Here is a 26,321-nt window from a genome sequence, read left to right as displayed (position 1 = left end):
CCATGCAAACCAATCCACTCGATGGCCTGCACGATATAATAGCGCCAAGCCAAGTTAATTGGTGGCCACTCGCCCCTGCTTGGTGGGTTATTATTGCACTGCTGTTTTTAGCACTGTGCGCAGCTATTTATATATTTTACAAAAAACATAAATTTAAAAAGCCTAAACGCTACGCAATACAATTGAGCCAAAGTGAGCAAAATCTTCAGCAACTGCATATTATTTTAAAACGTTTAGTGATTGAATATTACGACAAGCGCCTTGCTGCGCAATCTACCTCTAAATGGTGCACAACACTTAATACGCTTACCGGTTTGAGCTTTACAGAACAAGAAATACTAAGCTTGTATAACCCCAGCCAAAAAGATACAACACTGTGCGAAAAATTTCGCCAAGGTATTAAGCAATTTAAAATAAAGGAGTCAGTAAATGTTTGAATTTAGCTGGCCATGGTTATTTTTATCACTGCCCTTGCCTTTATTACTTTTACTATTAAAACCCGCGGCAAGTAATGCCAGTACACGTTTACGTATACCCAGTTTTGCAAAGCACAATTTAACCAGCCAAAGCATTGAGCCACACGCACAACGTTTAAATCCTTTCGAATGGATAATTTGGCTATTACTTGTTACTGCCGCTGCCAATCCAACATGGTTAGATGAGCCAATCTCATTACCAAATGAAGGGCGCGATATAATGTTAGCAGTTGACTTATCAGGCTCGATGACCGAACAAGACATGGCTTACAATGGCCAATATGTTGACCGCCTGACCATGGTAAAAGCCGTACTCAGTGATTTTATAGAGCAGCGTCAAGGCGACAGGCTTGGGCTGATATTATTTGGCGACACCGCATTTTTACAAACCCCCCTCACGCGCGACGTTAAAACAGTAAGTAAAATGCTCAGTGAAGCGCAAATTGGTTTAGTAGGACGCGCAACAGCCATTGGTGATGCATTGGGTCTTTCGGTAAAACGCTTTGCCAATAAAGATGAAAGTAACCGTATTGTGGTGCTATTAACCGACGGACAAAATACCGCTGGTAATTTAAACCCAGAAGATGCACTACTGCTAGCTCGCGAAGAAGGTATTAAAGTGTACACCATTGGCGTTGGCTCAGATAATCCGCGCGGCTTTAGCCTCTTTAATATGGGTGGCTCTAGTGGCAGTAATTTAGATGAAAGCTTACTTAAAAAGATTGCCGAGCAAACTGGCGGATTATACTTTAGAGCCAAAGATGTAGCAGGCCTTCAACAAATTTACGCAGAGCTTGATAAACTTGAACCTATTAGCGCTGATGAACAAACATTTCGCCCACAAAGCTCATTATTTTACTACCCGTTACTTATCGCTATTTTACTTATTAGCTTAAAAGTAATGCTGAGTACACTGCGTGCATTAAAGGAGCCAAACTAATGGATTTTGAATTTATTCGCCCCGCTCTTTTATGGTTACTCATACCTGCTGTGGCATTATTTTTTGTCGCCTTAATTAAGCATAAAAAAACGACTAGTGAGCAGCTAATTGCACCGCATTTAGCACAATTTATAATGAGCGAAGCAAACACTAAAGCCAGCCAGCCACTTTGGTTAGTTGCTTTGTTTTGCAGCCTTGGCATTTTATTTAGTGCTGGGCCTAGCTTTGAGAAAAAACAAGTTCCTGTATTTCAAAGTAAAAGTGCCCGTGTAATTGTTATGGATATGTCGTACTCAATGTACAGCACCGATATTTTACCAAATCGTTTAATGCAATCACGCTTTAAAGCGCTTGATATGATTGAGCTGTTTAAAGAAGGTGATACCGCGCTTGTAGCTTACGCAGGCACGGCCTATATAATATCGCCACTAACAAACGACGCCACAACACTTAGTAATTTAATTCCAAGCTTAAGCCCTGAAATAATGCCAGACAAAGGCTCAAACGTTTTAGCCGGTCTTGATATGGCCAAAGAGCTATTAACGCAAGCGGGTTATATTGATGGCGACATTATTTTAGTGACCGACGGTATTGACCAGCAAGAACAAAGCGACGTGAGTAGCTTTACCAGTAACACCCAATATAGATTAAATATATATGGCGTGGGTACCGCTCAAGGCGCTCCAATTAAGTTACCTGAAGGTGGTTTTTTGAAAGACAGATACGGCCAAATTGTAGTACCTACTCTCAATGCCAGTCAGCTTAAAAATTTAGCATCGAGCAGTGGTGGTAAATTTGCTAGTTACCAGCCTAGTAATAACGACATAAATACGTTTGCCCCAAATGCACAGAGTGAATTATTGAAAGACGAAAAACAAAGCCACGCACTTTGGCGAATAGATGCAGGTATATACGGACTCTTGTTATTACTGCCATTTGGCTTGTATTTATTTAGACGCGCTGCCTTGCTGGGGGCTTTTTTAGCCTTTAGCTTTTTACCGCAGCAAAATGCGTATGCCGTAGGGCTTCCTACTCTTTTGCAAAATGCAGATCAACGTGCATTAGAGGCTTACAAAAATAAAGAATACGATGCAGCAACACAGGCGCAATCGAGTGAGTTAAAAGGCGCGGCGCTTTACCAGCAAGGTAATTTTGATGCTGCACTTAATGAGTTTAGTAATGATAAGTCGGCTACCGGTTTATACAACTACGGTAATGCCCTCGCCAAAGCTGGCAAGCTTGAGGACGCCATTGAAGCCTACAAACAAGCCCAAACCTTACAAGACGACTTTACACAAGCAGCTGACAACCAAGCTTTAGTTGAACAATTACTCAATCAACAAGAGCAACAAAACCAGCAAGATCAGCCAAGTGACGGCGACGACTCTCAAGACCAAGATGATAGCCAGAAAAAAGATGATCAAAACCAAGGGCAAAATTCTGATGAGTCAAAACAGGATAAGCAACAAAATGGTGATAAAAGCGATTCTGAAAAAGGCGAAAACGAAAGTCAAAGCTCAAGCGATGAAAAATCTGATAAAGAATCAGATAAAGAGTCTGAACAATCAAAAGATCAACAAGGTGAGCCTGGCGAGCAATCAGACAAGCAAAATGAACCTGATATGCAAGCTCAGCCACAAAGTGAGCAAGGGCAAAATAAAGACGCTGACCAGCCTCAAGACGAGCAGCAACAAAGTAAGCCACAAACAATGAGTGAGCAACCTGCTACTGATGAGCAAAAACAAAATGCTCAGCAACAAGCTATGCAAGCTCAAGCAAGTGAGCTCACTAATGAAGAAAAAGAAAAAGCACAACAGCTTAATCAACTACTTAGAAAAGTCCCGGACGATCCGGCTATTTTATTACGGAATAAAATGCAATTAGAAGCCCAAAAAAGACAATATAAACGTCGCCCTACAGGAGTCGAAAAATCATGGTAATGCGATTATTTTGCTGTTTATTGCTATTAAGTGCGATGCCTTCGTGGGCTGCCACCAAATTAGAAGCCAGCGTAGATAAAAACCCTGTTTTAGCGGGTGAATTTTTTATGCTTAATATATCCGTAGACGATACAGTTAAAGGCGAGCAACCAGACACCTCATCGCTGTTAAAAGACTTTGTGGTAGGCCCAACAAGCTTAAGCTCTCGTACCAACATTATTAATGGCAGCATTAATAAACAAACCACGTGGTCAGTTAAATTAATGACCCGTGCAGAGGGCGATTACACTATTCCTGCATTTAGCGTTGCAGGGTTAACCTCACAGCCTATTAAATTAAAAGTGGCAAAACGCTCAGTTGATGCAGATAAAAATAACGAAATATTTTTAAAAACGTCGCTCTCAAGTAATTCATTATTTGTGCAAGAAGCCGGTGTTTACACTATTAAGCTTTACCTTGCGAAAGAGCTGCTTGATGGCAGCTTAAGCACACCAAGTATGGAAGATGCTCAGCTAACCCAATTGGGTAAACAAACTGAAAGCTATGAGCTTGTTGATGGTAAACGCTACCTTGTTATTACTCGCGAGTATTTGATTCAGCCACAAAAAAGCGGTGCGTACACTATTGCAGGCCCCGCTTTTCAAGGACGAGTACAACAAAATTATCGTCAATTAGAAGTATCAGCTCTTGGCGACGATCAGCAAGTAGAAATCAAACCAATTCCGAGTGATTATAAAGGTGCATGGTTACCAAGCGAGCTGGTTAGTCTTGATGAAGAATGGCAACCTAACGACAACACCGTAGAAGTCGGTACGCCTATAACACGTACTATTACACTTACTGCGCTTGGGGTTACAAAAGAGCAATTACCTGAAATCTCTATGCCTACCATTGATGGCATACGCAGCTACCCTGATAAAAAAGAAAATAACAATGCAGTACGTGACGGACGCGTTGTATCGCAGCAAACTGCATCGTATGCATTACTGCCGCAAAAACCAGGTACTTACACTTTACCTGAAATACAGCTGCCTTGGTTTAATACTAAAATGAACCGTATTAGCGTAGCTACATTGCCAAAGCGCACTATAACGGTAACGCCAAGTAGTACCGCACCTAATACCGCCGTGGCAAACCCACAATCAAACCCAAACAATTTACCTGCTATTGAAAATATTTCGAATGAAGCGACAGGCACACAACGTATTGAAACTAAAAGTGATACTCCTCTTTGGTTAATAGTTGTTGCCGCTTTAGGGTATATTTTATGGATTGGTACTGTAATTTTTTACTTAATGACCCGTTCTACTAAAAATACGACTGAGAAATTACAACCAAACAACCGTGATATTTTTCAGCCGAGCTTAAATGAGCTTAAAACGCTCGCTAAAACGAACGATGTGAAAGCTTTTTACACCGCATTAAATAGTTTTTCTGTAAAGGTGACTCACAAAAATGTTGGCGCTATTGATGAGCTTTGCGTCCGCGTAAACAGCAGCGAGCTTAATGGCCTCATTAGCCAATTGCAGGCACAACTTTATAGTAATAAAGGCGCAAACACGGATCTTAATGCTATTATTAAAATTCTTGAGAACTATCAAACTCAAGCATCAAAGTCGCAACAAGCTGTATTAAAAGACCTTTATGATTAATAACTACGATACTCAGGTCTTTTTTTGCAATAAATAATAATTTTTAATTAAAAAAGTACTTATGCTTGGAAAGAAAAAATCAAACAATCAGGTCTTAATCGATATGGCAGAGAAACAAAAGCGTTATGAAGCCTTGGTCCACGTTTACAATAAAGAGCTTTATCGCTTTGCTTATTGGTTATGCCGTGATCCGCACATAGCAGATGATTTAGTACAAGAAACGTTTTTACGCGCATGGCGTTCTCTCGACTCTTTACTTGATCAAAAGGCAGCTAAACCTTGGCTGCTTACTATATTACGAAGAGAAAATGCGCGCCGATTTGAACGTAAACAGTTTGATTACAGCGACGTAGAAAACGATACGCTTGTTGATGAAACCAGCCACTCATTAGATGATGAAATGGAGCAAACGGTTATCCAACGCCAGATTGCCCTGCTATCTGATGAATACCGAGAGCCATTATTACTACAAGTTGTAATGGGCTGCTCTGGCGAAGAGATCGCAGGCATACTTAATTTAAATAAAAACACGGTAATGACTCGTTTATACCGTGCCCGAAATCAACTTAAAGAGGCTTTAAGCCGTGATGATGAACAACTTAAAGGGGCATCAAAATAATGGATGAACTTGAGTTTCGTCGCCGCACTATTGCGCAGCCAAACGACATTGACAAGGAGCTCATGGAGTTTGCTAACAATAACCCAGAGCGACAAAGTTTTATTAACGATATGAAAGATTTTGATAAATTTATTCAAGACTCTTTAGATATACCTGTGCCTGAAAACCTTGCAGACCGCATTCTTTTAAACACATCGTTAAAAGAAAAAGCACTACAAGAAGAGCAAGCAACAGGAAAAAATGTAGTTGATGCCCGCTCGCGTTTTAAGCTTGACCGCGTGCATCTTGCATTAGCTGCATCTTTTGTAGTGGCTATTAGTGCCTTCTTTTTTAGTACAGAGCAAAATATTGCACACGAAGCGGGTGAGCATGCGCTTGCCCATGTGTACTACGAAATTAGTGCGCTTGATAAAAAAGAGCCCATTAGCCTACAAAGCGTTAACGACAAGCTTGCAGTATTAGGTGGTCATCTTGATGAGCTTCCTGGTGATGTAACTTATGCTATGTTTTGTGATTTTAAAGGCGAAAAAGGGCTACATTTGATATTTGAGTCTGACTTTGGTCCTATGACGGTATTTATAGTGCCTTCTGAAAATAAATCATTTGGTTTTGGCGATGATAATTTCAAAGACGAGCGCTTTGAAGGTCATATTAACCGAGGCTCACAAGCAGATACTATTTTAGTGGCAAGTGTTGGAGCACCTCTAAATACTTATAACGAACGCGTTACTGGCGCTATTCGTTGGCTTTAAAATAAACAAATTTACCGCTTAGTCCCTACTAAGCGGTTTTTTGATTATATACCCACCAATAAACTTTTTCTTTTATACTCAAAACCTCTGATTTTTAAAGTAATTAATTAAACTCCTTAAGAAAGTAAATTATAATCGCGGCTCGATTTTAATTAGGGAATTTCATGAAGAACATCATCGTTATTTTTTCATTATTGGCATTATTATGTACTGCCAGTTTTGATGCACACGCACGTAAAAAGTTTGGCAGTAGCAAACGTGGACAATCTCCTGCAACACAACAAACAGCACAAAAACAAAAAGCAGATACAACAACCCCAACAGCAGCACCTAAAGCCACATCAAATAAAAAAGGCATTATGGCTGGCGTTTTGGGTGGTCTTTTAGCGGGTGGCTTAATTGCAGCAATGTTAGGCGACGATTTTGAAGGTTTTCAGCTATTAGAAATGATTTTATTAGCTGGCGGACTATTTATTTTATTTAAGCTAGTAACAGGCTTTTTACGTGCTAATCGTGCCCCACAACTTGCAAATGCCAGTGCAGGTACAAGTGCTCAGAAAAATATTTTTAAACAAGCACCTATCGAGCAACCAACAAGTACAGGCTTTTCTAACAGCGCCCCACAAGATGAAAGTGTCCCTTTTAATTTACCACCTAACTTTGACGTTAATGGCTTTTTGCAAGGTGCCCGTAGTCATTACCATACGCTACAAACTGCATGGAATAATGCCGATTACACCACAATGGCTGAATACTTAAGCCCTGCGCTTGTTGCCGAGTTTAAAGCTGAACGTGAAGCTATACAGAGCGTAGACACTGAAGTAATGTTTATTGATGCCGAACTTGTGCGTGCAGATACAAATGCGCAATCGTGGCAGGTTAGTGTTCGCTTTAAAGGTAAGTACCGTGATTTAGGCGATAAAAAAGAACAGCCTATTTTAGAAATTTGGCACTTAGAGCGTCTAATTTCAGACGATGCTCCATGGCTAATAGTGGGTGTTGAAGATTTAATTGATACTCAATAAGCTTTTATTATTTTAAACACCGCGCTTTTTAGCGCGGTGTTTTTTTATTTAAAAAACAATTGATTTACCGCGCCCTGATGCTTCAGAAGCGGCATCTAATTGCCCATTTTTATTAATAATAACGTGTAAGTCACCAAAGTGTCTCTCGTCTATGGTGTAACCCATTTTTGTAAGCTCTGCTTTTACACTATCGGCTAAACCTATGTGCGTTCTAATTATATTTTTAGGCCACAATTGATGATGAAAACGAGGGCTATTTACAACCTGCTCTGCACTCATATCAAACTCTATCGCATTTAAGATAGATTCGTACACAGAGCTAATAATGGTTGTGCCACCAGGCGAGCCTGTCACCATTTTAACGGTGTTGTCTTTAAGGAGTATTGTAGGCGTCATAGAACTCAACATACGCTTGTGCGGCTGTATTTCGTTAGCTTTACCGCCTATTGCACCAAACACATTCATAACGCCTGGTTTGGCACTAAAGTCGTCCATTTCATCATTTAAAATAAACCCTGCACCTTCAACAACGACACCGCTACCAAACCCTAAGTTTATTGTGGTGGTATTTGCGACAGCGTTACCCATTTTATCAACGATTGAAAAGTGCGTAGTTTGCTCACTTTCTTTAAGGCCCGGTTTAATATTTTCGGTAGTCGAGATAGCGGTTAACGAAATGCCATTACTGCGCTCTTTGAGGTAGTTAATATTAGTTAACGCGTTTACTGGAACATCAAAAAAATCAGGGTCGCCTAAATACTCTGCTCTATCTGCAAATACACGTTTACCTATTTCAGAAAGTAAGTGCACATACTGAGTCGAGTTATGCGCTAAGCCTGCATTTGGTTTTTGTAACTCATACATTTTGAGCCACTGTAAAATAGCAATACCACCTGAACTCGGCGGTGGCGAAGTAAGTACTTCATAACCATTCCAACTCGCTTTAATGGGCGTACGTGATTTAGCGGTATAATTTTTTAAATCATCTTGATTAATAATACCACCATGTAGATGCATAAATTTAGCAATAATATTTGCAGTCTCGCCTTTATAAAATCCATCTTGACCGTTATCACGAATACGCTTTAGCGTTGCCGCTAGCTCGGGTTGCTTAAAGACTTTATTGGCTTTTACATCAGCAAAATATTTTTCAAAGTTTACATTTATTTTTTGCTCTTTTAGATGGGCTATATAATGGCTAACACCTTTTGCTAACTTAGGCGGAACTACAAACCCTTGCTCAGCCAACGTTACAGCAGGCTGTACTAGTGTTTCCCACTTTAAAGTGCCATGCTTTTGATGGGCAAGCCACATACCCGCTACACTGCCAGGTACACCGCTTGCGTGAATGCCATATATTGATTTGTTTGCAATAACATTACCTTGCTCATCTAAATACATATCACGATGAGCCGCTGTTGGTGCTGTCTCGCGATAATCTATAAAATCGCCTTTGCCATCTTTTTGAATAAGCATAAATCCCCCGCCGCCAATATTTCCGGCTTCAGGAAGCGTCACTGCAAGTACAAATTGTGCCGTAATAGCCGCATCAACAGCATTACCGCCTTGCTCTAATATACTTTTAGCAGCATCGGCACTGAACGAGTCAGGCATTGCGACCGCGCTTTGCGCTAAAGGCTGCGCCAAAACACTAAAAGTAGTGAACTGTAAAACCAGTACACTTTTGACGATTAATTTACGTGGTGAAAAAAACAATCCCATACAACATCCTTAATTTATTATTTTTGTTGCCCATATTAATGCACGTCATTTAAGGACAGGTCAATCTTTATACTGTTGATATTTAATCATCTTCAAACGTTTTTTGAATAAAGTACCGCGGGTAAGTCGCCTTGCTCATCTGTATGTGTATAATTATTTATAAATTGCAGGCCTAACTTTTTCATTATTGTTATAGAGGCCGTATTATCTTTTAGTGCAGTTGCGCTTATCGCCTTAACGTCATCTTGCTTAATGAGTTCATCACATAATGCTAAAGCCGCCTCGGTTGCATAACCATGCCCCCAACTCGCTTGTTTAAAGCGCCAACCTATTTCAATATCGCTGTAATTTGGTGCATCACTAAAGAAATCCATAGGTCTTATTAATACCCAGCCAATAAATATATTGGTTTGCTTTATAGTGATACTCCACAGCCCCCAGCCTTTTAGCTCATTTCTATATGCGAGCATACGAGGCACTCCCTCATTTTTTATTTGCTCTAAAGAGGTAGGTACACCTCGCGTTAAATACTGCATTACGGCGGGGTCTTGGTCGAGTTCAAATAATTGAGGCCAATCGTGCTCACTCATTAATTTAAAATTTAATCGTTTTGTTACGGGGGCGTTCATTTTCATTGTTGTATAGTCTGCCTCGAATTAATTATCAGTCTCTAAAGGAGATAGCACATGAATAAATTAGCAGGTTTAGCTTTATTAGGCACTTTAATTACATTAACTGGTTGTGAAGATGCCAACGAAGTAAAAGAAGATGCAAAAGATAAAAGCGCACAAATGCAAGAAAAGCTTGGTGATGCATGGAACGACGTTAAAGAGACAACTAACGATCTTAAAAATGATGAGTCTTTAAACGAGCTATTAGAGCAAAGTAAAACAATGGGCTTAGACATGTACGACGACGGCAAAGAGATTGCGGTTGATGCATGGATTAAAAGCAAAGAAGCTGCTGGCGAGTTAACTGAAAAAACCAAGCAGAAAGCGCAAGAAATTGCTGACGAAATTGAGCAAGCGCGTAAAGAACATAACGAAGGTTAATTTAACTTTCGATAATAAAAAAGGAAAGCCTCGGCTTTCCTTTTTTGTTTTAAGCAGTTTAGCCCAGATATGTGTTTACATATTTAGGGCTTATAAGCTCAAATTAACCTTTGTACTTACTCATAACTAAAGTCGCGTTTGTGCCACCAAAGCCAAAGCTATTAGACATTACAGTATTTAACTCAACATCACGACGTTCAGTAATAATATCTAAACCTGCCGCTTGCTCATCTAGCTCATCAATATTAATTGAAGGCGCTACAAAGCTGTGCTCTAGCATTAATAATGAAAAGATAGCTTCGTGAACACCTGCAGCACCTAGGGCATGACCCGTCATTGCTTTAGTTGCGCTGATCATTGGTGACTTACCACCAAACACTTCTTGAATCGCACCAAGCTCTTTAACGTCGCCTACAGGTGTAGATGTACCATGCGTGTTTAAGTAATCAATACTGTCTACATCTTGCATAGCTTGGCGCATACAACGTGCTGCACCTTCGCCAGATGGAGCAACCATGTCGTAGCCATCTGATGTTGCACCGTAACCAACAATTTCAGCGTAAATGTGCGCGCCACGTGCAAGTGCATGTTCAAGTTCTTCAACTACAACAATACCGCCGCCGCCAGATATAACAAAACCATCGCGATTTGCATCGTATGTACGAGACGCTTTTTCTGGTGTTTCGTTGTACTTAGTAGAAAGTGCGCCCATAGCGTCAAATTCCATTGCCAATGTCCAGTGTAGTTCTTCACCGCCACCAGCAAATACAACATCTTGCTTACCTAATTGAATTTGTTCTACTGCATTACCAATACAATGCGCAGATGTTGCACATGCAGAGCTAATTGAGTAGTTAACACCTTTAATTTTAAAAGGTGTTGCTAAACAAGCAGATGTAGTGCTCGCCATAGTACGTGGAACCATATAAGGCCCTACACGTTTTACGCCTTTTTCACGTAAAATATCAGCAGCTTCTACCTGCCATTTAGACGAACCACCGCCAGAGCCAACAATAATACCCGTGCGCTCATTTGATACTTGGTCGTCAGACAAACCTGAGTCTTCAATTGCTTGAGTCATCGAAATATAAGAATATGCAGCAGCATCACCCATAAAGCGCATTGCTTTGCGGTCAACATGTGCTTTAACGTCAATATCAATTTTACCCGATACGTTACTACGTAACTTATAATCGGCAAATTCTTGGTTAAAAGCGATACCGCTTTTGCCCGTTTTTAACGATTCTAATACTTCTTCTTTGTTGTTACCAATGCTTGATACAACACCGATACCTGTAATTACAGCTCTTCTCATGGGTAATTCCCTTAGCTTAATACTTAATTGCATTCTATTTTACGCGAATTTAATCACCTAAGTGGTCAGCTTTCTAGCGTACACTTGTACTCTGAACTGCTAGCTTATAAATAACGCCAGACTATTACAAAGAAAACCCGTAAAATAATTAAAAATATATCTATAAATTTAAAAAATTATGATTAAGAACGCACATAGTCACATTAATAATTTAGGTACACCTTTGACTAATGACTCCGGTGATATTTATTTTTCTAATGACGATGGCTTAGCTCAATCGCATTATGTGTACTATGAGCAAAATAATATAGATGTACGATTACAAAATCATGACCAATCACATTTTGTTATTGCCGAAACCGGTTTTGGCACCGGTTTAAACTTTTTAAATACGTGGCAACGCTTTAAAGACCACCTTGAGCGGATGCAAGTTCAAAATGAATGTGAAAAAAGCGTAAAACGCCTACACTATATTTCGTTTGAAAAGTATCCCTTAACATTAACTGACTTAAAACAAGCATTAACCGCTTGGCCTACCTTAAGTTATTTTAGTGAGCAATTAACAGTAAACTACCCAATTAATTTAGAAGGATGCCACCGGCTCGAATTTAATAATGGTAGTGTTGTTCTCGATTTATACTTTGGTGATGCGCTTGAATCAATACAAGCAATGAGCTATCCGCAAACAGGAATTGTTGATGCTTGGTATTTAAATGGGCTTGAGCCAAGTAAAAATCCTGATATGTGGCAGCAAAGTTTATTTAACTCCATGGCTGATATATCAAGGGCTAATGCAACCTTATCGACTTTTACTTCCGCTGACTTTGTTCAACAAGGATTAATAGAGGCTGGCTTTAGTACTAAAAAAGCCAAGGATTTTAATCAAAAAGAAGATATGCTTACTGGCCAACTTAAACATGTTAATAACGCTCAATCAACCCCCGCTTATTTTAATCAAGATAGCAGTACTTTAAAAAATGTAGCGGTCATTGGCGGTGGTATTGCCAGTAGCTGTATTTTATACAGTTTGGCTAAACGAGGCATAACCAGCCAATTATTCTGCCAAGATGAAAAGCCTGCAATGGGGGCGTCGCACAATGTGCAAGGCGCTATTTACCCTCACCTACAAGCTAAAAACTCGCCACACAGTGAATTGTTTGCACATAGCTTTTTATACGCAAAACGTTTGTATAACCAGTTACTCAAAAACGGCTTTAGCTTTGATTACGCTTGGTGCGGCGTATTACAACACGCAGTGAAAAAACCTCTCGCTGATAAGCACGAAAACTTAGCACAAAAGCAACTGTGGCCAACCCAGCTAATGCGTAACGTAACCGCAGAGCGAGGCGATGAAATAGCCGGCGTAACGACAGGTTATTCAGGCGTGTTTTTTGAACAAGGCGGCTGGGTTAACCCGCCACAATTAGTAAACGCTATGCTAAGCGCTGCAAATAGCATAAGCCCATTTAAAAGCCTATTTAACTGCAATATAAAGCAGCTTAAAAAAACTGATAGCGGTTGGTTTTTATTAACGAATGATGAGCAGCTAGGCCCGTTTAGCGATGTAATTATTTGTGCAGGCGAGCACAGCGATGCATTTGAGCAAACAAAAGCGCTACCTATAGTGGGCGTACGCGGTCAGGTTTCACATATTGAGGCAAGTGAGCAATCACGCAAACTTAAAACAGTGCTATGCCATAAAGGGTATTTTACCCCGGCTTATTTAGATCATCACTGTATGGGTGCCACATTTGAAAAAAACACTAAAAGCCGCCAAGTTACAGCGCTCGACAACCAATTAAACCAAGAGCAACTACTTAGCTTTTATCAACAAAGTGAATTTGCCTCCACCCTTGGCAATATAAACTCGGCAAAAGCGGCTGTTCGCTGCACATTTATAGATCACCTACCAATGGCTGGGCAATGGTGCGAGCAAAGTGATTACATAATGGCCTTTGCTAATCTACGTTTAGGTAAACGCTATCAATATGAGAAACTTAATAAACCACAACAAGGCCTACATATTTTTACCGGTTTTGGTGCACGCGCATTGTGTAGCGCACCGCTAAGTGCAGACCATCTCGTAAGTTGTTTAAATAATGAACCCCGTCCATTAAGCGAACGTGTAAGCCAAGCTATTCACCCTGCCCGGTTTATAGTGCGAGATTTAATTCGTAATAAAATTTAAATGACTTCGGTGCTTATTGAGGTAAAATAAGTACCAATAAAAGGAATTTATTACTCAAAGGACTCTAATGAAAACTTTAGCATTTTTAATAATATTGCTATGCACTCTATCGTTTAATGCACTTAGCCAAAACGTCACTGAAATCCCACTTCCTGAAGAATTTGTTACAACGATGGATGTAGCAAGCGAATACCCAATGGTACGTACTGGTTATTTAACAGATTCAATTTCTGATATCACTCGCTTTTATCAGCAAAAATTAGGTGAACCTTCAAAAACAAATGGCAATAGTACATATCGCACTTTGTTTTATAATTACCAAGAACGTAAAGTCCGTATTAGTCTATACCGCCGTAGTTATGTGACCGAAGTGAGTATAATGGTTGAATAAAAAGGTCTAAAAAAACACACCAAAAGCAGCTAATTTTAATACTCAGTTAAGTATTGAATTTTAATTAAAGTATTTTTTGAAATTAGCTCATTTAAACTCTTTTTTACCCTTTAAAAATAATCCCCTACCCCAAGGTCTGTTTGTAAGCACATTACTTTTACTATTTATTGGAAGGAGTTAATTATGAGTAAGACCCTAATTATTGGCGCAAGCGGACAAATAGGTAAAATGACAACTGAGCTACTTTTAGAAAATGAGCAAAATGTTGTGGCATTAGTGCGTGACAAAAATAAGTTAAGCGATTTAAACAGCTCTTTTTTAACTATTGTTGAGCAAGATCTTGAAGGCGATTTTGGTGATGCAATGAAAGGCTGTGACCAAGTGATTTTTGCTGCTGGTTCTGGTGGAAGTACAGGCGATGATAAAACTGTACTCATTGATTTATGGGCTGCAACAAAAGCAGCTACATTCGCTAAAGAGCACGGCGTTAACCACTTTATTATGGTCAGTTCGATTGGTGCTGACGATCCAGATTCGATTCAAGGTGATTTAAAACCTTACTTAGTTGCTAAGCACATGGCTGACGAGCACCTAATAAATAGTGGTTTAAATTATACCATTGTTCGCCCTGGTACATTGACTGACGATAGTGCTTCAATGCAAGTAACTACGCAGCAACCAAGTGATCGTTCAGAAGCTAAAATTAGCCGCGAAAACGTAGCCAATGCATTATTACATATTGCGACCAACTCATTTATTAGTAACCGCATTTTTAAGTTGTTTGATGGCGACAAGCCAATTAAAGCCGCTGTTAAATAAGCTTTAATACCAATTTAATTAAACATATGAACAATTATTACAAAGAATATGCAATTCATCGATAAGGCAAAAAATTACAGTATAGTCGCTCTATATCAGTAACTTTTTGGCGCAATGAATTATTTAATCCTCTTAAATAATTTATGTTTAATAAAATTAAATTTACTCCACTAAGCAAATTAGTGGAGTAATATTTTTATACCTTGCCAACCAAGTTGTAGCGTTAATAACGTTAAAACTATCCTAAAAATATGCTTAAATTTATCCCCAGACATCCTTTTAAGTAATTTAATTCCGAACCAAGTTCCTACAGCGCCACTTATTACCATGGCAATTACAAGCGGTATCCATTGCCAAAAACTAAAGCCAACAGCGCCATAAATTATCGCTTTTAATAAATGCTGCACACTCATAATGCTCGAAAACGTTGCCGTAAATTTTAACTTCTCGTAATTATTTATATATAAACAGCTACCAACTAATGGGCCACTTGCCCCCACAAACATAGAAATAAAAGTAGTTATTCCACCGGCGACCATACGCCACACCTTAGAGGTTAATTTTATAGGTGGCGTTTTACCCCACAGTAAATAAATAACAAAAATAGCGACCACTAACTTCATAGCATCAAGCGATATATCATCAATAACAAAACTTGATAACCCCGCCCCTACTAAGCCGCCTAACGCAAAATATACAAACATGCTTTTATCAATATGCTTAAAGCTGAGTAAAAACCTATTTGCATTAGAGCCAAGCTGTACTAAACCATGCACAGGCACAACAACTGCCATTGGCATAAACGACGCCATAACAACAAGCAGCATTAATCCGCCACCAGCACCAAATGCAGCAGATATAAAAGAAGTAAAGCCAGCGGTGACCATTAACAATAAAAACAAAAATAAAGACATGCTGTCGGGAAATAAAAAATCCATAAAACTCCACTGCCTATTTAAGTACTTTTAAGTCGCAGTATTTAAATAGTAAAAAAGGTACTAAACAAATTTATAGCAACTTTATCAGCTTCTATCTCGTGCTATGTACTATGTTGCGTTGTTTTTGCACTTTGTTTGCACATTTAACAAATATTATACATTCAACTTCATTACCGGATATTTTTGATGAGAAGATTTAACACACCAATTTTGACACCGCTTGCAGTGTGTATACTTGCACTGAGTTTAGCCGCCTGTAACGGTAGCGATGCTGAAAGTACCGTCGTAACTGAAACAACCACCGATGAGGGAACTACAACAGATACTTCAACCGATTTTGTTGTAGAAGTTGACCCTTTTAACTTTGAAAGCGATGCGCTCATTTCATCAATTACCACTCAAACATGTACGCTAAGTAATGGCGATGAAGCCTCATGCTACAAAATTGATATTGCAGGTGCGCCTTCAAATTACGAGATTGGTGTATTTTGCCCTCAAAATATCACCTCAACAGCAGACGAAGCCGGTATTTGGTTTGATGGCACCGGTGAGGTTTACGATATAACCGGAGACTTTATTTTAAATCTACCTACATTATATAACGATAGTCATTGGCAGCTATACGACGAAGGTACAGGCCTTGTAAATGTAACCGACACACAAGAATCGTGTGATGGCGCTGCACGTCCAAACGTAGAAGAACAATACCAAAACCACTGCGTAGAATGCTCTATTGATTATGTTGATGGCGGTATATCAGAATCATTTTTAATTCCAATAACGCCTGTTGCAACCACTCAAAATAGCAGTATTGGTAACGCTAATGTGGGTGTTGCTCTCAATGGTGTTGTACTTGCTGCACCCGCGCCTGTTGAGGCTATTTTAGGCGCATACACTATTGCAGCCTTTGATGATTGCGCTGGCCATATTAACTTAGTAGCAGGCTATCACTACCACGGTGAAGCAGGTTGTAGCCAAACACAAATTCAATCAGACGGTCATGCCGCCATGATGGGTTATGCACTCGATGGATTTGGTATATTTGGCATGCTTAACGAAGATGGATTAGAACCCACTGATTTAGACGAATGTAGAGGCCACACCGACGATACACGCGGATACCACTACCATGCAGCCGATGTATCTGAAAACATGTTTATTGGTTGTTTTAAAGGTGCTACCGCAAGATAACTCGCATTCTGGCCAAATAATTAACTGAGATATTAATGAAAATATTTAACGTGATAAAAGCACTAACCACTGGCTTTTTACTTGCTGCCTCATGCTCAGCGCTAAGTCATGCAGGCCACGGCTCAAATGCGCCTTGGGAAGCATGTGAAGCAAAAGCCATTAATGAAGATTGCAGCTACACAAGCCATGATAAAAAAGCGACAGGCACATGCCAAGCAATGAACAAAGTACTTATGTGCGTTCGAAATAAACCACTTGAAACATTAATAGACAAAGCAACCCAACCAGCAAGTGATCAAAAGCAATCTGTAAAATCACTCGCTAAACGATAAAGTAACAGCTACACGCCAAAGCCTTAACGCTGTTTGTTAAGGCTTTTTTAATCGCAAATCATTAGAAAGCATACCCTTTATCTGTTAAGTTAGCTTTGTGTATCAAATAATAAAAATAAAATTCCAAAAATGGAATTACACAAGCAAGGTACTAACGTGAGCGCTACATTTAAAATTGTTTTTAATGGTCAGTTATATCAAAATACTGACCTTACCTCTGCCCAAGAACAACTCAGCCAACTTCTTAATATTCCTCATAATATTGTTATTCAGTTATTTGATGGAAAAGCTTACGCTTTAAAAAAAGACTTATCGAGTATTGATGCTGTTAAAACAGAATCCTCACTTAAAAAGCTAGGTTTGATTACTAAAGTAGAACCTCAGCTCATTTCTGTAACTTCTCAATCTCAATCTCAAAATAATCAAATAGCACTCACTGAGCACAGTAAAAATACAGATAAACACATTAGTGAAAGTACTAACGGCAAAAGTATTTCAATACAAAACGAACGCCTAGATACAGACGAAGCCCCTAATACAGCTGCAGCTATTAAGCAAAGTTATAATAAATATAAACTACTGCGTAACACTTTAAAAAGCGCATTGTACTTTTGCTATTGCGCACTTTGTATTATTACCATAATAGGCGTAGTGCTCAGTGTTAATGCACTTAAAAACAACTTTGGCACTCTAAATAATGAAACTACAAATAACACAACTACAAACAACTTAAGTTACCAAAACTATAAACAATATTTGATTGATCAAAATAGCCTAAATCAACCAACACAAAAAGTAACAAACGAGCGAACAACTAACCCTACACAGCAAAAAAGTAATGAGCACTTTAGTCGCCTTTCATCACTAATAAATAGCTACGCGCAAAGTACAGGACAAGCTGATATAAAAACGATGGGGGGTGATAAATTACAACTGCACCTACAAGAAATAGACGACCTAGGCCCTAAAAATGAATTTTGGCAGCAACTGATACAACTTTCAAAAAGCTTAGATAACGATAAGCACGCAATAGGGATGCTAAACAACACTGATCCCGCCAAAGTACAATGGATAAACGCGGTAGATTGGATCAGCCAAAGCTATATTAGGCAACATCAAAACTCGCAAACTACAAACAACTCTCCTGTCGCTACCTACGAGCCAAGTAACCCTATACTTAATCTAACGTTGTTAATAAGTATGCTGTCATTATTTAGCCTGCTTGTGATTGCAATAAAAATGAAGCTACGCGCTATAAGACATTTTTAAACTTTACTTTTACTTTATAAATTCCATAAAAAAACCCGCAAATTTGGATTAACAAATTTGCGGGTTTCTTATGGTTTTCGAATAACGAGTTCAAAAACCTTTATTGGTGGAGCTGGGGGGATTTGAACCCCCGTCCGAAAAGCCTCGACCGTCGGTACTACATGTTTAGTATTGTCATTTAATTAACCTTTAAGTCCCGGACAAACACGGTAAATAAAGGCGAGGCCGCTTAGTTTTAGCGCTTCAACCCCGGCCAGGGTTTCCGTCGCGATCAGGTGTTAGGGTGACACTCCAAAATCCAGTCCACAAGAATACATGGAAGGAGCGCTAGCCAGCCTAAGCTGCTAGAGAGTAGTTATCGTCGTTTGCGATTACTTTAGGTTGCGGCTGTTTAACGAGGCAAACCGCACCTCGACATGCACCTTGGGCTTCTTGAATTCCGTCGAATCCTAATCAGCCCCTGAATTAGTAACTCAATTCAGAGCGTGCAAACAGTATAACTGAGTAAAGTACTGATACTCAAGGCCTAGTAACGCTTTATTTTAATTGTATGTGCCAATCGCGTGTTAAGTAACCAAAATTTAGTTCATGCAAGCCTATATAAACATTTACTTAACAATGTGTTTAACCTGTGTTCAAATGAGGAGTTAAGGTTTTTGCTATTTCTAAACCTTTAGTTGTAAAAAATAAAAATAATAACAGGCATAGAGTAGGGAATTAATAAATGTCGGTTTTTTCATTTGATAAAAGTACAGGGTTTGTCTCTTTAGAAAGTCACCCTATTGATAGTGGTTTTCCTGTTACAAGTACTCAGTTAACGCAAATGCTAGAGCAATCTGAGTTTAGTGAGTACGAAGCTGTCATTGCCAATATTGGAAAGCTTTTTGCGCCAACTAAAAACTATCAGGAAGTATCGCTTGTCGTTGCTAAAGCTGTAGATGCGTCGCTTATCATTAATATTGATGAAAAAAACATGGTCGCAGAAGCAACATTAACTACCGCTAAAGGTGGCGCACTTTTGTCTATGGAAGGCGCGCAAAAAGCACTTGCTGATGCAGGTGTTAAAAAAGGAATAAGCCCTCGTGCGCTTGATACCTTTTTAGGCCAGCAGTTTGAGCAACCAGCAGGAAGCTCTTACAGTGCCATAATTGCACATGGGCGCAATCCAAAAGAAGGCAGCGATGCCAAATTTGTACGTTTATGCTCAACAGCTCAAGACCGAGTACTTAGCCCACAAGCTAAAGAAGGCGGTAAGGTTGATATGAAAAACCTTGGCGCTATTATCACCGTAAAACCTGGCACTCCCTTAATGCAGCGTATTGCAGCTACACCTGGAGAAGAAGGCTATACGGTATTTGGCGATTCAATTAGTGCAAAACCAGGTAAAGATCACCAACTCCAGCCTTTCGAAGGTACAAAAGTAGATCCTAATAATCCTAATATGCTTATTGCCGACTGCAAAGGTGTGCCCGTTGCCCTACCCCGTGGTATGCGTGTAGATGACGTTTTATGCTTTGATAACGTAGATGTAAGTACTGGCCATGTTGATTTTGATGGTAGCGTAATTATTACTGGTGATATTAAAGACGGCATGCGTGTAAAAGCCAACGGTGATATTACGGTACTTGGTTTTGTAGAATCAGGAACTGTTGAAAGTAAAAGTGCGGTAACCATAATGCTTGGCGCAATTGGCCGAAAACGTGAAGGCGAGGAAGCATTTACGTGCTGTATAACCGCTCAGCGAACTATTTCGATTGGTTATGCCCAGTACTGCAACATTAAATCCGAACAAGATTTATTTATTGAACGCCAAGCTCTGCATTGTGATTTAAGTGCTAGGCGATTAATACGTGTAGGTAAAGCAAATGACCCGCGAGGTAAAATTATTGGCGGTAATATTTTAGATGCTATGCGCATTGAAACGGGTGAACTAGGCGCGCCAGCCGGTACTAAAACACGCGTATTTTTAGCGCAGCTCTGGTTTGAGCTTCGCCAAAAGCAAATACAAATCACCGATTTTGAAAAAGTACTTGCGACTAAAGTAACCGCTTTACAACAGGCTCGCGAAAAAGCGAGTAAAATTGCGGGGGCTGCTCAGCGCCAGCAATTCATGAATAAAATAACTGAAAATGAAAAGCATATAAAAATACGCTCTGCGCATATTCATCGTCAAAAACTACTTATTAAGCAAAAAATAGTGCAATTACTTGCCAGTAGCCGTTTAAAAGTAAATGAATTAATGCACCCTGGTGTGGAGCTTAAAATAGCGAAAGATTCTAAACAATTTTCGCGTATTTATCCGCCCCACCTAGTTAAGCTAACTGAGGGTAAAATTACTCAGACGTTTTAGTTTCTTCGTCATTTTCAGTTTCAACTTCAGCATCAGCGTCATCTAGTGGCGCTAATGGCCAACCACCTAATTGCTGCCAGCGGTTTACTATTAAACAATAAAGCTCAGCTGTACGTTCTGTGTCGTAAAGTGCTGAGTGCGCTTGGCTGTTATCAAACTCTATACCAGCCGCTCTACATGCTTTTGCTAATACAGTTTGCCCTAACGCTAAACCTGCTAAAGATGTTGTATCAAAGCTTACGAACGGGTGAAATGGCGTACGCTTAATGTTATTACGCTCTATTGCTGCATTTAAAAAGCCATGATCGAATGCGGCATTATGCGCCACAATAACTGAGCGTTGGCACCCAGCAGCCTTTTGCGCTTTGCGTACTACTTTACATATTTCTTTAATTACTTCATCTTCAGGTACTGCGCCACGTAATGGTGAAAACGGGTCTATACCGTTAAAGTCGATGGCTGCTTGTTCTATATTAGCGCCTTCGAATGGCTGAACATGAAAATGAACAGTATGATCTATGCTGAGCAGTCCTTCGTCATCCATTTTTAAAACAGAGGCTGCTATTTCTAACAAGGCATCTGTTTCTTTGTTAAAACCTGCAGTTTCAACATCAATAACAACAGGAAAAAATCCACGAAAGCGTTTTGCGAAAGGTGTTTGCTCAGTATTTGCCATAGTCTTCTTTGTTTATACGTGTAAGCTGACTATTATGTCAAAATTGATGCCCCCTAGGCTAGGGGATTTAAGTATTTATTGCTTTAAAATTGTAGGCACATAACTTGCTTTAACTTATAAGTTAGTTATACAGAGAACAAACTAATCATTGCAGTCGTTAATTTGCCAAATTATTGGCATTCCCGGATAGCTGGAGAGCACCATGAAGTATAAGTTGTTATTTATTAGCCTTAGTATAAGTGCGGTGCTTTGCAGTGCTCACTCGCAAGCTGCTATGCGCCAATACACAGCAACCCAAGACAACTCCAACTGGGAAGTCGTTAAAACAACGCGCTTACAATGCCAGTTAAATCATGAGGTTCCTTATTACGGTGAAGCTATATTTAAAGCTTCAGCAAGTAAAAATAAAAACTTAACATTTAATTTAGATATGGTTGTACGCCCAGATAACTACGCAATTGCAGGTTTAAAAGCAGTGCCACCTACATGGCGTGCAGGGTTGCCCGCTCGCGATATTGCAAATATGAAATTACTTAAAAAGTTTGATGGCGAGCTAGGCAATAAAACCGCATGGGAAATGCTTACCGAGCTTGAAAAAGGCTACTACCCTACTTTTTATTATCAAGACTGGCAAAACAGTGCCGATAAAATTGCCGTTGGTATATCGAGCGTAAACTTTAAACAAGCTTACTGGGCTTTTTTACAATGCCGTGATGAGCTACTCCCTTACAGCTTTGAAGATATTTCGTTTACTATAATGAACTATCAATCTAACAGCAGTAAATTAACTAAATCCTCGCAACAACGTCTTGATAAGATTGCTGAGTATTTAAAAAATGATGCAAGCATAGAGTCCATTAGTATTGACTCATACACAGATAGTTATGGCGGACGCTGGAATAACTTAGATTTATCGCGCAAGCGCGCCAAAACTATAAAAGATTATATGGTGAGCTTGGGTGTTGATGAAGCAAAAGTACAAACAACCGGCTTAGGCGAAAAACGCTTTGTTGATAATAACGATAACATTTTAAGCCGAGACAAAAACCGTCGTTTAATTATTCAAATAGAAAAAATGTAGTAAAGCTAATTTGTGTTTACTTTCTTTCGCTTTAAAAACTTATCACCAAATTGGAAAAAACCTAGACTAATTAAAATAATAACCGCACCAATTATTAGTTCTTGGCTTAATGACTCATTATTTAGCCAAGCTCCCAAACCTAACGCAAAGCTAGGAGTTATAAGTGTAGTAAGTGATACCGTGCTTGCATTTAGGTTTTGCAGCACATGAAAATACGCCAAAGCCCCTACTAAAGATCCAAATATTCCTAGATAACCAATAGCCCACAATGATTTTGCACTCCAGTTTTGTATATGCAACTCACCATCTAATAACCACCAAGCAATAAAAAAGAGTGGGGTTACAAAAACTAAGGCACCAAATGTTGTTGCCATAGGATGAATCGCAATCTGTACACGCTTGATCATCACACCACTTAAACTAAAAAAGCAGACAGCCATAAACACATAAAGCAACCCGAGCCCTTGAGTTTGCGAGTTTTGTACTTGGTTATAACTAACAAAATATAAGCCGATTAAGGCGCACGCTAACGCAACTAATTTAATCGGGCTAAATTTAGGTTCATTTAATAATTGCTGAGCAAGCAACCCCGACAAAATAGGTGCAAGGCCAAACATAAGCGAAATAATACCAGAAGGGACTGTTTTAGCTGCCATATAGCTCAACAACATACCGCCAAAAATACCTATACTCGAATAAAAATAAAGTAAGCATGCATTTTTGCTCCAAGGCACTCTAATATTTGTAATAGCAACAATTAAGCCACCTAACAATAGTCCCACCAGCATCCGCATTAACACAGCAAGTGTTGGCGATACAGTTTCACTACTCCACACTATACCCAGTGGTGTAGTAGACCATATAAGAACCATTAAAAAATACGATACTTTAACTGGCACGTGCCATCCCTACGCTTTATATGAATGAATAAAACAAAGAATAAATTATACGCTCACTACTGTGTTTTAGTACTTTTTAAACACTAAAGTCCTTAATAAATACAGTTGTAAATTGTAAGTTACATTTTAATACCGCTCTTTTATTACAAAACTATTTGAGATTTGAGCAACTAGTTATATGGTGCATCAATATTAATAATAATTAAGGTAATTAAGTGCTTAAAAATAAAACAACTGGAAGCATGTTAATTGTTGCAGGCACCACTATTGGTGCGGGTATGTTGGCATTGCCAATTGCATCTGCCGGGCTTGGGTTTAGTACTGCACTTGCATTAATAATTGCTAGCTGGTTACTAATGACCTACACCGCACTACTCATGTTAGAGCTACACCAATATGCACCACGCGATGCTACATTAAATACATTGGCTAAATTATGGCTTGGAAAACGCGGACAATATATTGCGAATTTTTCGATGGTTTTTTTATTTTACGCTTTATGCGCTGCTTATATTGCAGGTGGTGGTGCACAACTCCAAGCGCGTATAAATATAGGCTTTAATGTAAATATAGCCCCACAGTTTGGCTCTGTAATCCTCGCTGTTATTATTGCAAGTGTAGTAACGCTAGGCACTAGCAAGGTAGATAAACTAAACAGAGTGTTATTTACAATAAAAATTATTGTATTAGCTAGTTTGTTTTACATGCTTACCCCTTATGTGCAAGGTAAGCATTTATTAGAGATGCCTGTGGAGCAAGGGTTAATCCTTTCAGCTATACCGGTTATATTTACTTCGTTTGGCTTTCATGGATCTATCCCCTCTATTGTTAAATATGTTGGTGTTGAAATAAAAGTACTGCGCAAAGTAATGATTGCTGGAGCCGCCCTACCTTTAGTCATTTATATTTTTTGGCAACTACTTAGCCAAGGTATTATGAGCCAAGCTGATTTACTCAACAGCCAAGGTCTTAATGGGTTTGTATCTAGCGTGGCAAGTATTGCGCATAACCCAAGTGTGGCAACGGCCGTTAAGTTATTTGCTGATTTAGCACTTGCGACATCATTTTTAGGGGTGAGTTTAGGGTTATTTGATTTTTTTGCTGATGCATTTAAAAAGGGTGACAATAAAACAGACCGAATTAAAACGGCTTTAATTACGTTTATTCCGCCACTTGGCTTTGCATTGTTTTATCCTCAAGGCTTTATTATGGCCTTAGGGTACGCAGCAATAGCACTTGTTGTACTGGCAATATTTTTGCCTGTAGCAATGGTTTATAAACAGCGTACAACATCAAATAAAACAGGCTACCAAGTTAAAAGTGGGAATGTTGGGCTTGGTATAGCAGCTATATGTGGCATAACTATTATTGCTGCGCAGTTTATGCAAATGGCGGGGCTTATTCCTGCTATCGGTTAAAGGTTGCTGCTAATTGTTTAAATTTAGATAATAAAAAACCGCACATCATTAGTAATGATGTGCGGTTTTTTATATTAACTGCGTTTATTTACAAACGTCAGCTACAGCATTTGAAAAGTATTCAATATTTGAATGACTAACACCTGCAACATTTACGCGGCTAGAGCCAACTATGTAAATGCCGTATTCTTTTTGTAGGCGAGCAATTTGCTCTTTATTAATACCTAAGAAAGAAAACATACCGTTTTGGCGTTCAATAAATGAGAAGTCTTGAGCAATATCTTTAGTTGCTAAGCTTTCTTTAATTAAGCTACGTAAGCCATTTATACGACTACGCATTTCATCAAGCTCAGAATGCCACAATTGTGTAAGCTCTGTACTGCTTAAAATAGTATTAACAATGTCAGCACCATGCGCTGGCGGCATTGAGTAAATACTACGTACAACGCTTAGCATTACAGAGTTTGAAATATCTGCTGTTGCGCTGTCTTTTGCAATTAGTGAACATGCACCAATACGCTCGCGGTATAAGCCAAAGTTTTTAGAACATGAAGAACAAATAATTAGCTCTTCTACTGCATCGGCTAAAATACGTAAGCCACGTGCATCTTCTTCAAGTGAAGCACCAAAGCCTTGGTATGCAATATCAACAAGTGGTGTAAAGCCAACTTCTTTTGCCAGTTCGGCAACCGTGTTCCACTGTGTTTCGTTTAAATCCATACCGCTTGGGTTATGACAACATGCATGCAGTAAAACCACATCACCTTTAGGCACTTGTTTAAGTGTGTTGATCATTTCATCAAACAATAAATCTTTATTTTCGTAATCGTAATATGGGTATTCTTTTACTGTTAAGCCTGCAGCTTCAAACAAGCTAATATGGTTAGCCCATGTTGGGTTAGTTACCCAAACAGTCGCGTCTGTATTACAACGCTTAATAAATTCAGCTGCAACACGAAGTGCACCCGTACCACCAGGAGCTTGCGCAGTACGTACGCGGTTAGCTAGTAATACTTGATGCTCACCTAATAGTAACTGCTCCATTTTTTGGCAGTAATCTAAATTACCCGCTAACCCAATGTAAGATTTGCTCATTTCGTTTTCAAGACGAAACGCTTCAGCTTTTTTAACCGCTTTAAGAACCGGTGTATTGCCTTGCTCATCTTTGTAGACACCTACACCTAAATCAATTTTATTAGGGTTTGTATCTTGTTTATAGGCCGCCATAAGGCCAAGAATAGGATCTGTTGGTAATGGTTTTAATACTGAGAACATT

General features: G+C 39.3%; 24 protein-coding genes and 1 other RNA gene. 17 read left to right on the top strand and 8 right to left on the bottom strand.

What is annotated here, in order from left to right; all coding sequences use genetic code 11:
• The first annotated feature begins 2 nt into the window (after positions 1 to 2).
• From GQR45_RS08400 to GQR45_RS08370, 7 genes are all read left to right on the top strand, one after another.
• Positions 3 to 437 carry a DUF4381 domain-containing protein gene (locus GQR45_RS08400; RefSeq protein WP_165725673.1) on the top strand — a complete coding sequence of 145 codons (435 nt, stop codon included), beginning with the start codon at positions 3 to 5 and terminating at the stop codon, positions 435 to 437.
• On the top strand, positions 430 to 1,416 hold the full coding sequence (locus tag GQR45_RS08395; protein WP_165725672.1) for a VWA domain-containing protein: 987 nt from the start codon (positions 430 to 432) through the stop codon (positions 1,414 to 1,416). The genes GQR45_RS08400 and GQR45_RS08395 overlap by 8 nt, the downstream gene beginning before the upstream one ends.
• Positions 1,416 to 3,356, top strand: coding sequence for a VWA domain-containing protein (locus tag GQR45_RS08390; RefSeq protein WP_165725671.1), 1,941 nt, complete (start codon positions 1,416 to 1,418; stop codon positions 3,354 to 3,356). The genes GQR45_RS08395 and GQR45_RS08390 overlap by 1 nt, the downstream gene beginning before the upstream one ends.
• Positions 3,350 to 5,008 carry a BatD family protein gene (locus GQR45_RS08385; protein WP_165725670.1) on the top strand — a complete coding sequence of 553 codons (1,659 nt, stop codon included), beginning with the start codon at positions 3,350 to 3,352 and terminating at the stop codon, positions 5,006 to 5,008. The genes GQR45_RS08390 and GQR45_RS08385 overlap by 7 nt, the downstream gene beginning before the upstream one ends.
• A 61-nt stretch (positions 5,009 to 5,069) precedes the next feature.
• On the top strand, positions 5,070 to 5,627 hold the full coding sequence (locus GQR45_RS08380; RefSeq protein WP_032827217.1) for a sigma-70 family RNA polymerase sigma factor: 558 nt from the start codon (positions 5,070 to 5,072) through the stop codon (positions 5,625 to 5,627).
• Positions 5,627 to 6,379 (top strand): DUF3379 family protein, encoded by a 753-nt coding sequence (locus GQR45_RS08375; protein WP_007582005.1) that lies wholly within the window; start codon positions 5,627 to 5,629, stop codon positions 6,377 to 6,379. The genes GQR45_RS08380 and GQR45_RS08375 overlap by 1 nt, the downstream gene beginning before the upstream one ends.
• Positions 6,380 to 6,543: 164 nt before the next feature.
• Entirely contained in the window at positions 6,544 to 7,404 is an 861-nt protein-coding gene (locus GQR45_RS08370; protein WP_165725669.1) for a TIM44-like domain-containing protein, read from the top strand.
• A 48-nt stretch (positions 7,405 to 7,452) separates the two neighbouring features.
• Here the strand turns inward: GQR45_RS08370 and ggt are convergent, their stop codons facing one another.
• Together ggt and GQR45_RS08360 are read right to left on the bottom strand one after the other, a co-directional pair.
• Positions 7,453 to 9,126 carry a gamma-glutamyltransferase gene (gene ggt, locus GQR45_RS08365; RefSeq protein ID WP_165725668.1) on the bottom strand — a complete coding sequence of 558 codons (1,674 nt, stop codon included), beginning with the start codon at positions 9,124 to 9,126 and terminating at the stop codon, positions 7,453 to 7,455.
• Between the two features lie 92 nt (positions 9,127 to 9,218).
• The gene (locus tag GQR45_RS08360; RefSeq protein WP_165725667.1) at positions 9,219 to 9,761 is read right to left on the bottom strand and encodes a GNAT family N-acetyltransferase; all 543 of its coding nucleotides are present in this window, start codon (positions 9,759 to 9,761) and stop codon (positions 9,219 to 9,221) included.
• 51 nt (positions 9,762 to 9,812) lie between these two features.
• Here GQR45_RS08360 and GQR45_RS08355 point away from each other — a divergent pair, with 51 nt between their 5' ends.
• Positions 9,813 to 10,178, top strand: a complete 366-nt coding sequence (locus GQR45_RS08355; RefSeq protein ID WP_008169794.1) for a hypothetical protein — start codon at positions 9,813 to 9,815, stop codon at positions 10,176 to 10,178.
• 103 nt (positions 10,179 to 10,281) lie between these two features.
• Here the strand turns inward: GQR45_RS08355 and fabB are convergent, their stop codons facing one another.
• Entirely contained in the window at positions 10,282 to 11,493 is a 1,212-nt protein-coding gene (gene fabB, locus GQR45_RS08350; protein WP_007582000.1) for a beta-ketoacyl-ACP synthase I, read from the bottom strand.
• A gap of 178 nt (positions 11,494 to 11,671) precedes the next feature.
• Here fabB and mnmC point away from each other — a divergent pair, with 178 nt between their 5' ends.
• From mnmC to GQR45_RS08335, 3 genes are all read left to right on the top strand, one after another.
• Complete coding sequence (gene mnmC / locus GQR45_RS08345) at positions 11,672 to 13,681, top strand: bifunctional tRNA (5-methylaminomethyl-2-thiouridine)(34)-methyltransferase MnmD/FAD-dependent 5-carboxymethylaminomethyl-2-thiouridine(34) oxidoreductase MnmC (RefSeq protein WP_165725666.1); 2,010 nt, start codon at positions 11,672 to 11,674, stop codon at positions 13,679 to 13,681.
• A gap of 67 nt (positions 13,682 to 13,748) precedes the next feature.
• Complete coding sequence (locus GQR45_RS08340; protein ID WP_165725665.1) at positions 13,749 to 14,072, top strand: hypothetical protein; 324 nt, start codon at positions 13,749 to 13,751, stop codon at positions 14,070 to 14,072.
• Positions 14,073 to 14,255: 183 nt separating this feature from the next.
• Positions 14,256 to 14,891, top strand: coding sequence for an NAD(P)-binding oxidoreductase (locus tag GQR45_RS08335; protein ID WP_007581997.1), 636 nt, complete (start codon positions 14,256 to 14,258; stop codon positions 14,889 to 14,891).
• Positions 14,892 to 15,070: 179 nt separating this feature from the next.
• Here GQR45_RS08335 and GQR45_RS08330 read toward each other — a convergent pair whose 3' ends face one another.
• Entirely contained in the window at positions 15,071 to 15,829 is a 759-nt protein-coding gene (locus tag GQR45_RS08330) for a sulfite exporter TauE/SafE family protein (protein ID WP_165725664.1), read from the bottom strand.
• A gap of 186 nt (positions 15,830 to 16,015) precedes the next feature.
• Here GQR45_RS08330 and GQR45_RS08325 point away from each other — a divergent pair, with 186 nt between their 5' ends.
• From GQR45_RS08325 to GQR45_RS08315, 3 genes are all read left to right on the top strand, one after another.
• Positions 16,016 to 17,020, top strand: a complete 1,005-nt coding sequence (locus GQR45_RS08325; RefSeq protein ID WP_165725663.1) for a YHYH protein — start codon at positions 16,016 to 16,018, stop codon at positions 17,018 to 17,020.
• A 35-nt stretch (positions 17,021 to 17,055) separates the two neighbouring features.
• On the top strand, positions 17,056 to 17,352 hold the full coding sequence (locus GQR45_RS08320; RefSeq protein ID WP_007581994.1) for a hypothetical protein: 297 nt from the start codon (positions 17,056 to 17,058) through the stop codon (positions 17,350 to 17,352).
• 156 nt (positions 17,353 to 17,508) lie between these two features.
• Positions 17,509 to 18,621, top strand: coding sequence for a hypothetical protein (locus GQR45_RS08315; RefSeq protein ID WP_346774196.1), 1,113 nt, complete (start codon positions 17,509 to 17,511; stop codon positions 18,619 to 18,621).
• A 104-nt stretch (positions 18,622 to 18,725) separates the two neighbouring features.
• Here GQR45_RS08315 and ssrA read toward each other — a convergent pair.
• Positions 18,726 to 19,082: a transfer-messenger RNA gene (gene ssrA / locus GQR45_RS08310) on the bottom strand.
• 263 nt (positions 19,083 to 19,345) lie between these two features.
• On the opposite strand from ssrA, the gene GQR45_RS08305 reads away from it, so the two are divergent.
• Positions 19,346 to 20,971, top strand: a complete 1,626-nt coding sequence (locus GQR45_RS08305; RefSeq protein ID WP_165725661.1) for a FapA family protein — start codon at positions 19,346 to 19,348, stop codon at positions 20,969 to 20,971.
• Here the strand turns inward: GQR45_RS08305 and rnt are convergent.
• A complete protein-coding gene (gene rnt / locus GQR45_RS08300; protein WP_010554640.1) occupies positions 20,955 to 21,647 on the bottom strand; it encodes a ribonuclease T in 693 nt (230 codons plus the stop codon). The two genes, GQR45_RS08305 and rnt, sit on opposite strands and share 17 nt — an antisense overlap.
• 202 nt (positions 21,648 to 21,849) lie before the next feature.
• On the opposite strand from rnt, the gene GQR45_RS08295 reads away from it, so the two are divergent.
• Positions 21,850 to 22,728 carry an OmpA family protein gene (locus GQR45_RS08295; protein WP_165721335.1) on the top strand — a complete coding sequence of 293 codons (879 nt, stop codon included), beginning with the start codon at positions 21,850 to 21,852 and terminating at the stop codon, positions 22,726 to 22,728.
• A 5-nt stretch (positions 22,729 to 22,733) separates the two neighbouring features.
• Here GQR45_RS08295 and GQR45_RS08290 read toward each other — a convergent pair whose 3' ends face one another.
• Positions 22,734 to 23,627, bottom strand: coding sequence for a DMT family transporter (locus GQR45_RS08290; RefSeq protein WP_101216606.1), 894 nt, complete (start codon positions 23,625 to 23,627; stop codon positions 22,734 to 22,736).
• Positions 23,628 to 23,842: 215 nt separating this feature from the next.
• Between GQR45_RS08290 and GQR45_RS08285 the strand changes: the two genes are divergently transcribed.
• On the top strand, positions 23,843 to 25,045 hold the full coding sequence (locus tag GQR45_RS08285; RefSeq protein ID WP_165725660.1) for an aromatic amino acid transport family protein: 1,203 nt from the start codon (positions 23,843 to 23,845) through the stop codon (positions 25,043 to 25,045).
• An 84-nt stretch (positions 25,046 to 25,129) separates the two neighbouring features.
• Here GQR45_RS08285 and GQR45_RS08280 read toward each other — a convergent pair whose 3' ends face one another.
• Positions 25,130 to 26,320: an amino acid aminotransferase gene (locus GQR45_RS08280; protein ID WP_010554636.1), complete on the bottom strand. Its 1,191-nt coding sequence runs from the start codon at positions 26,318 to 26,320 to the stop codon at positions 25,130 to 25,132.
• Between the last annotated feature and the right edge of the window lies 1 nt (position 26,321).

Source organism: Pseudoalteromonas sp. SA25 (assembly GCF_011378705.1).
Taxonomy (GTDB): domain Bacteria; phylum Pseudomonadota; class Gammaproteobacteria; order Enterobacterales; family Alteromonadaceae; genus Pseudoalteromonas; species Pseudoalteromonas arctica.
The sequence above is the reverse complement of the archived record's forward strand: the minus strand, read 5'-3'. Positions and strand labels throughout refer to the sequence as shown.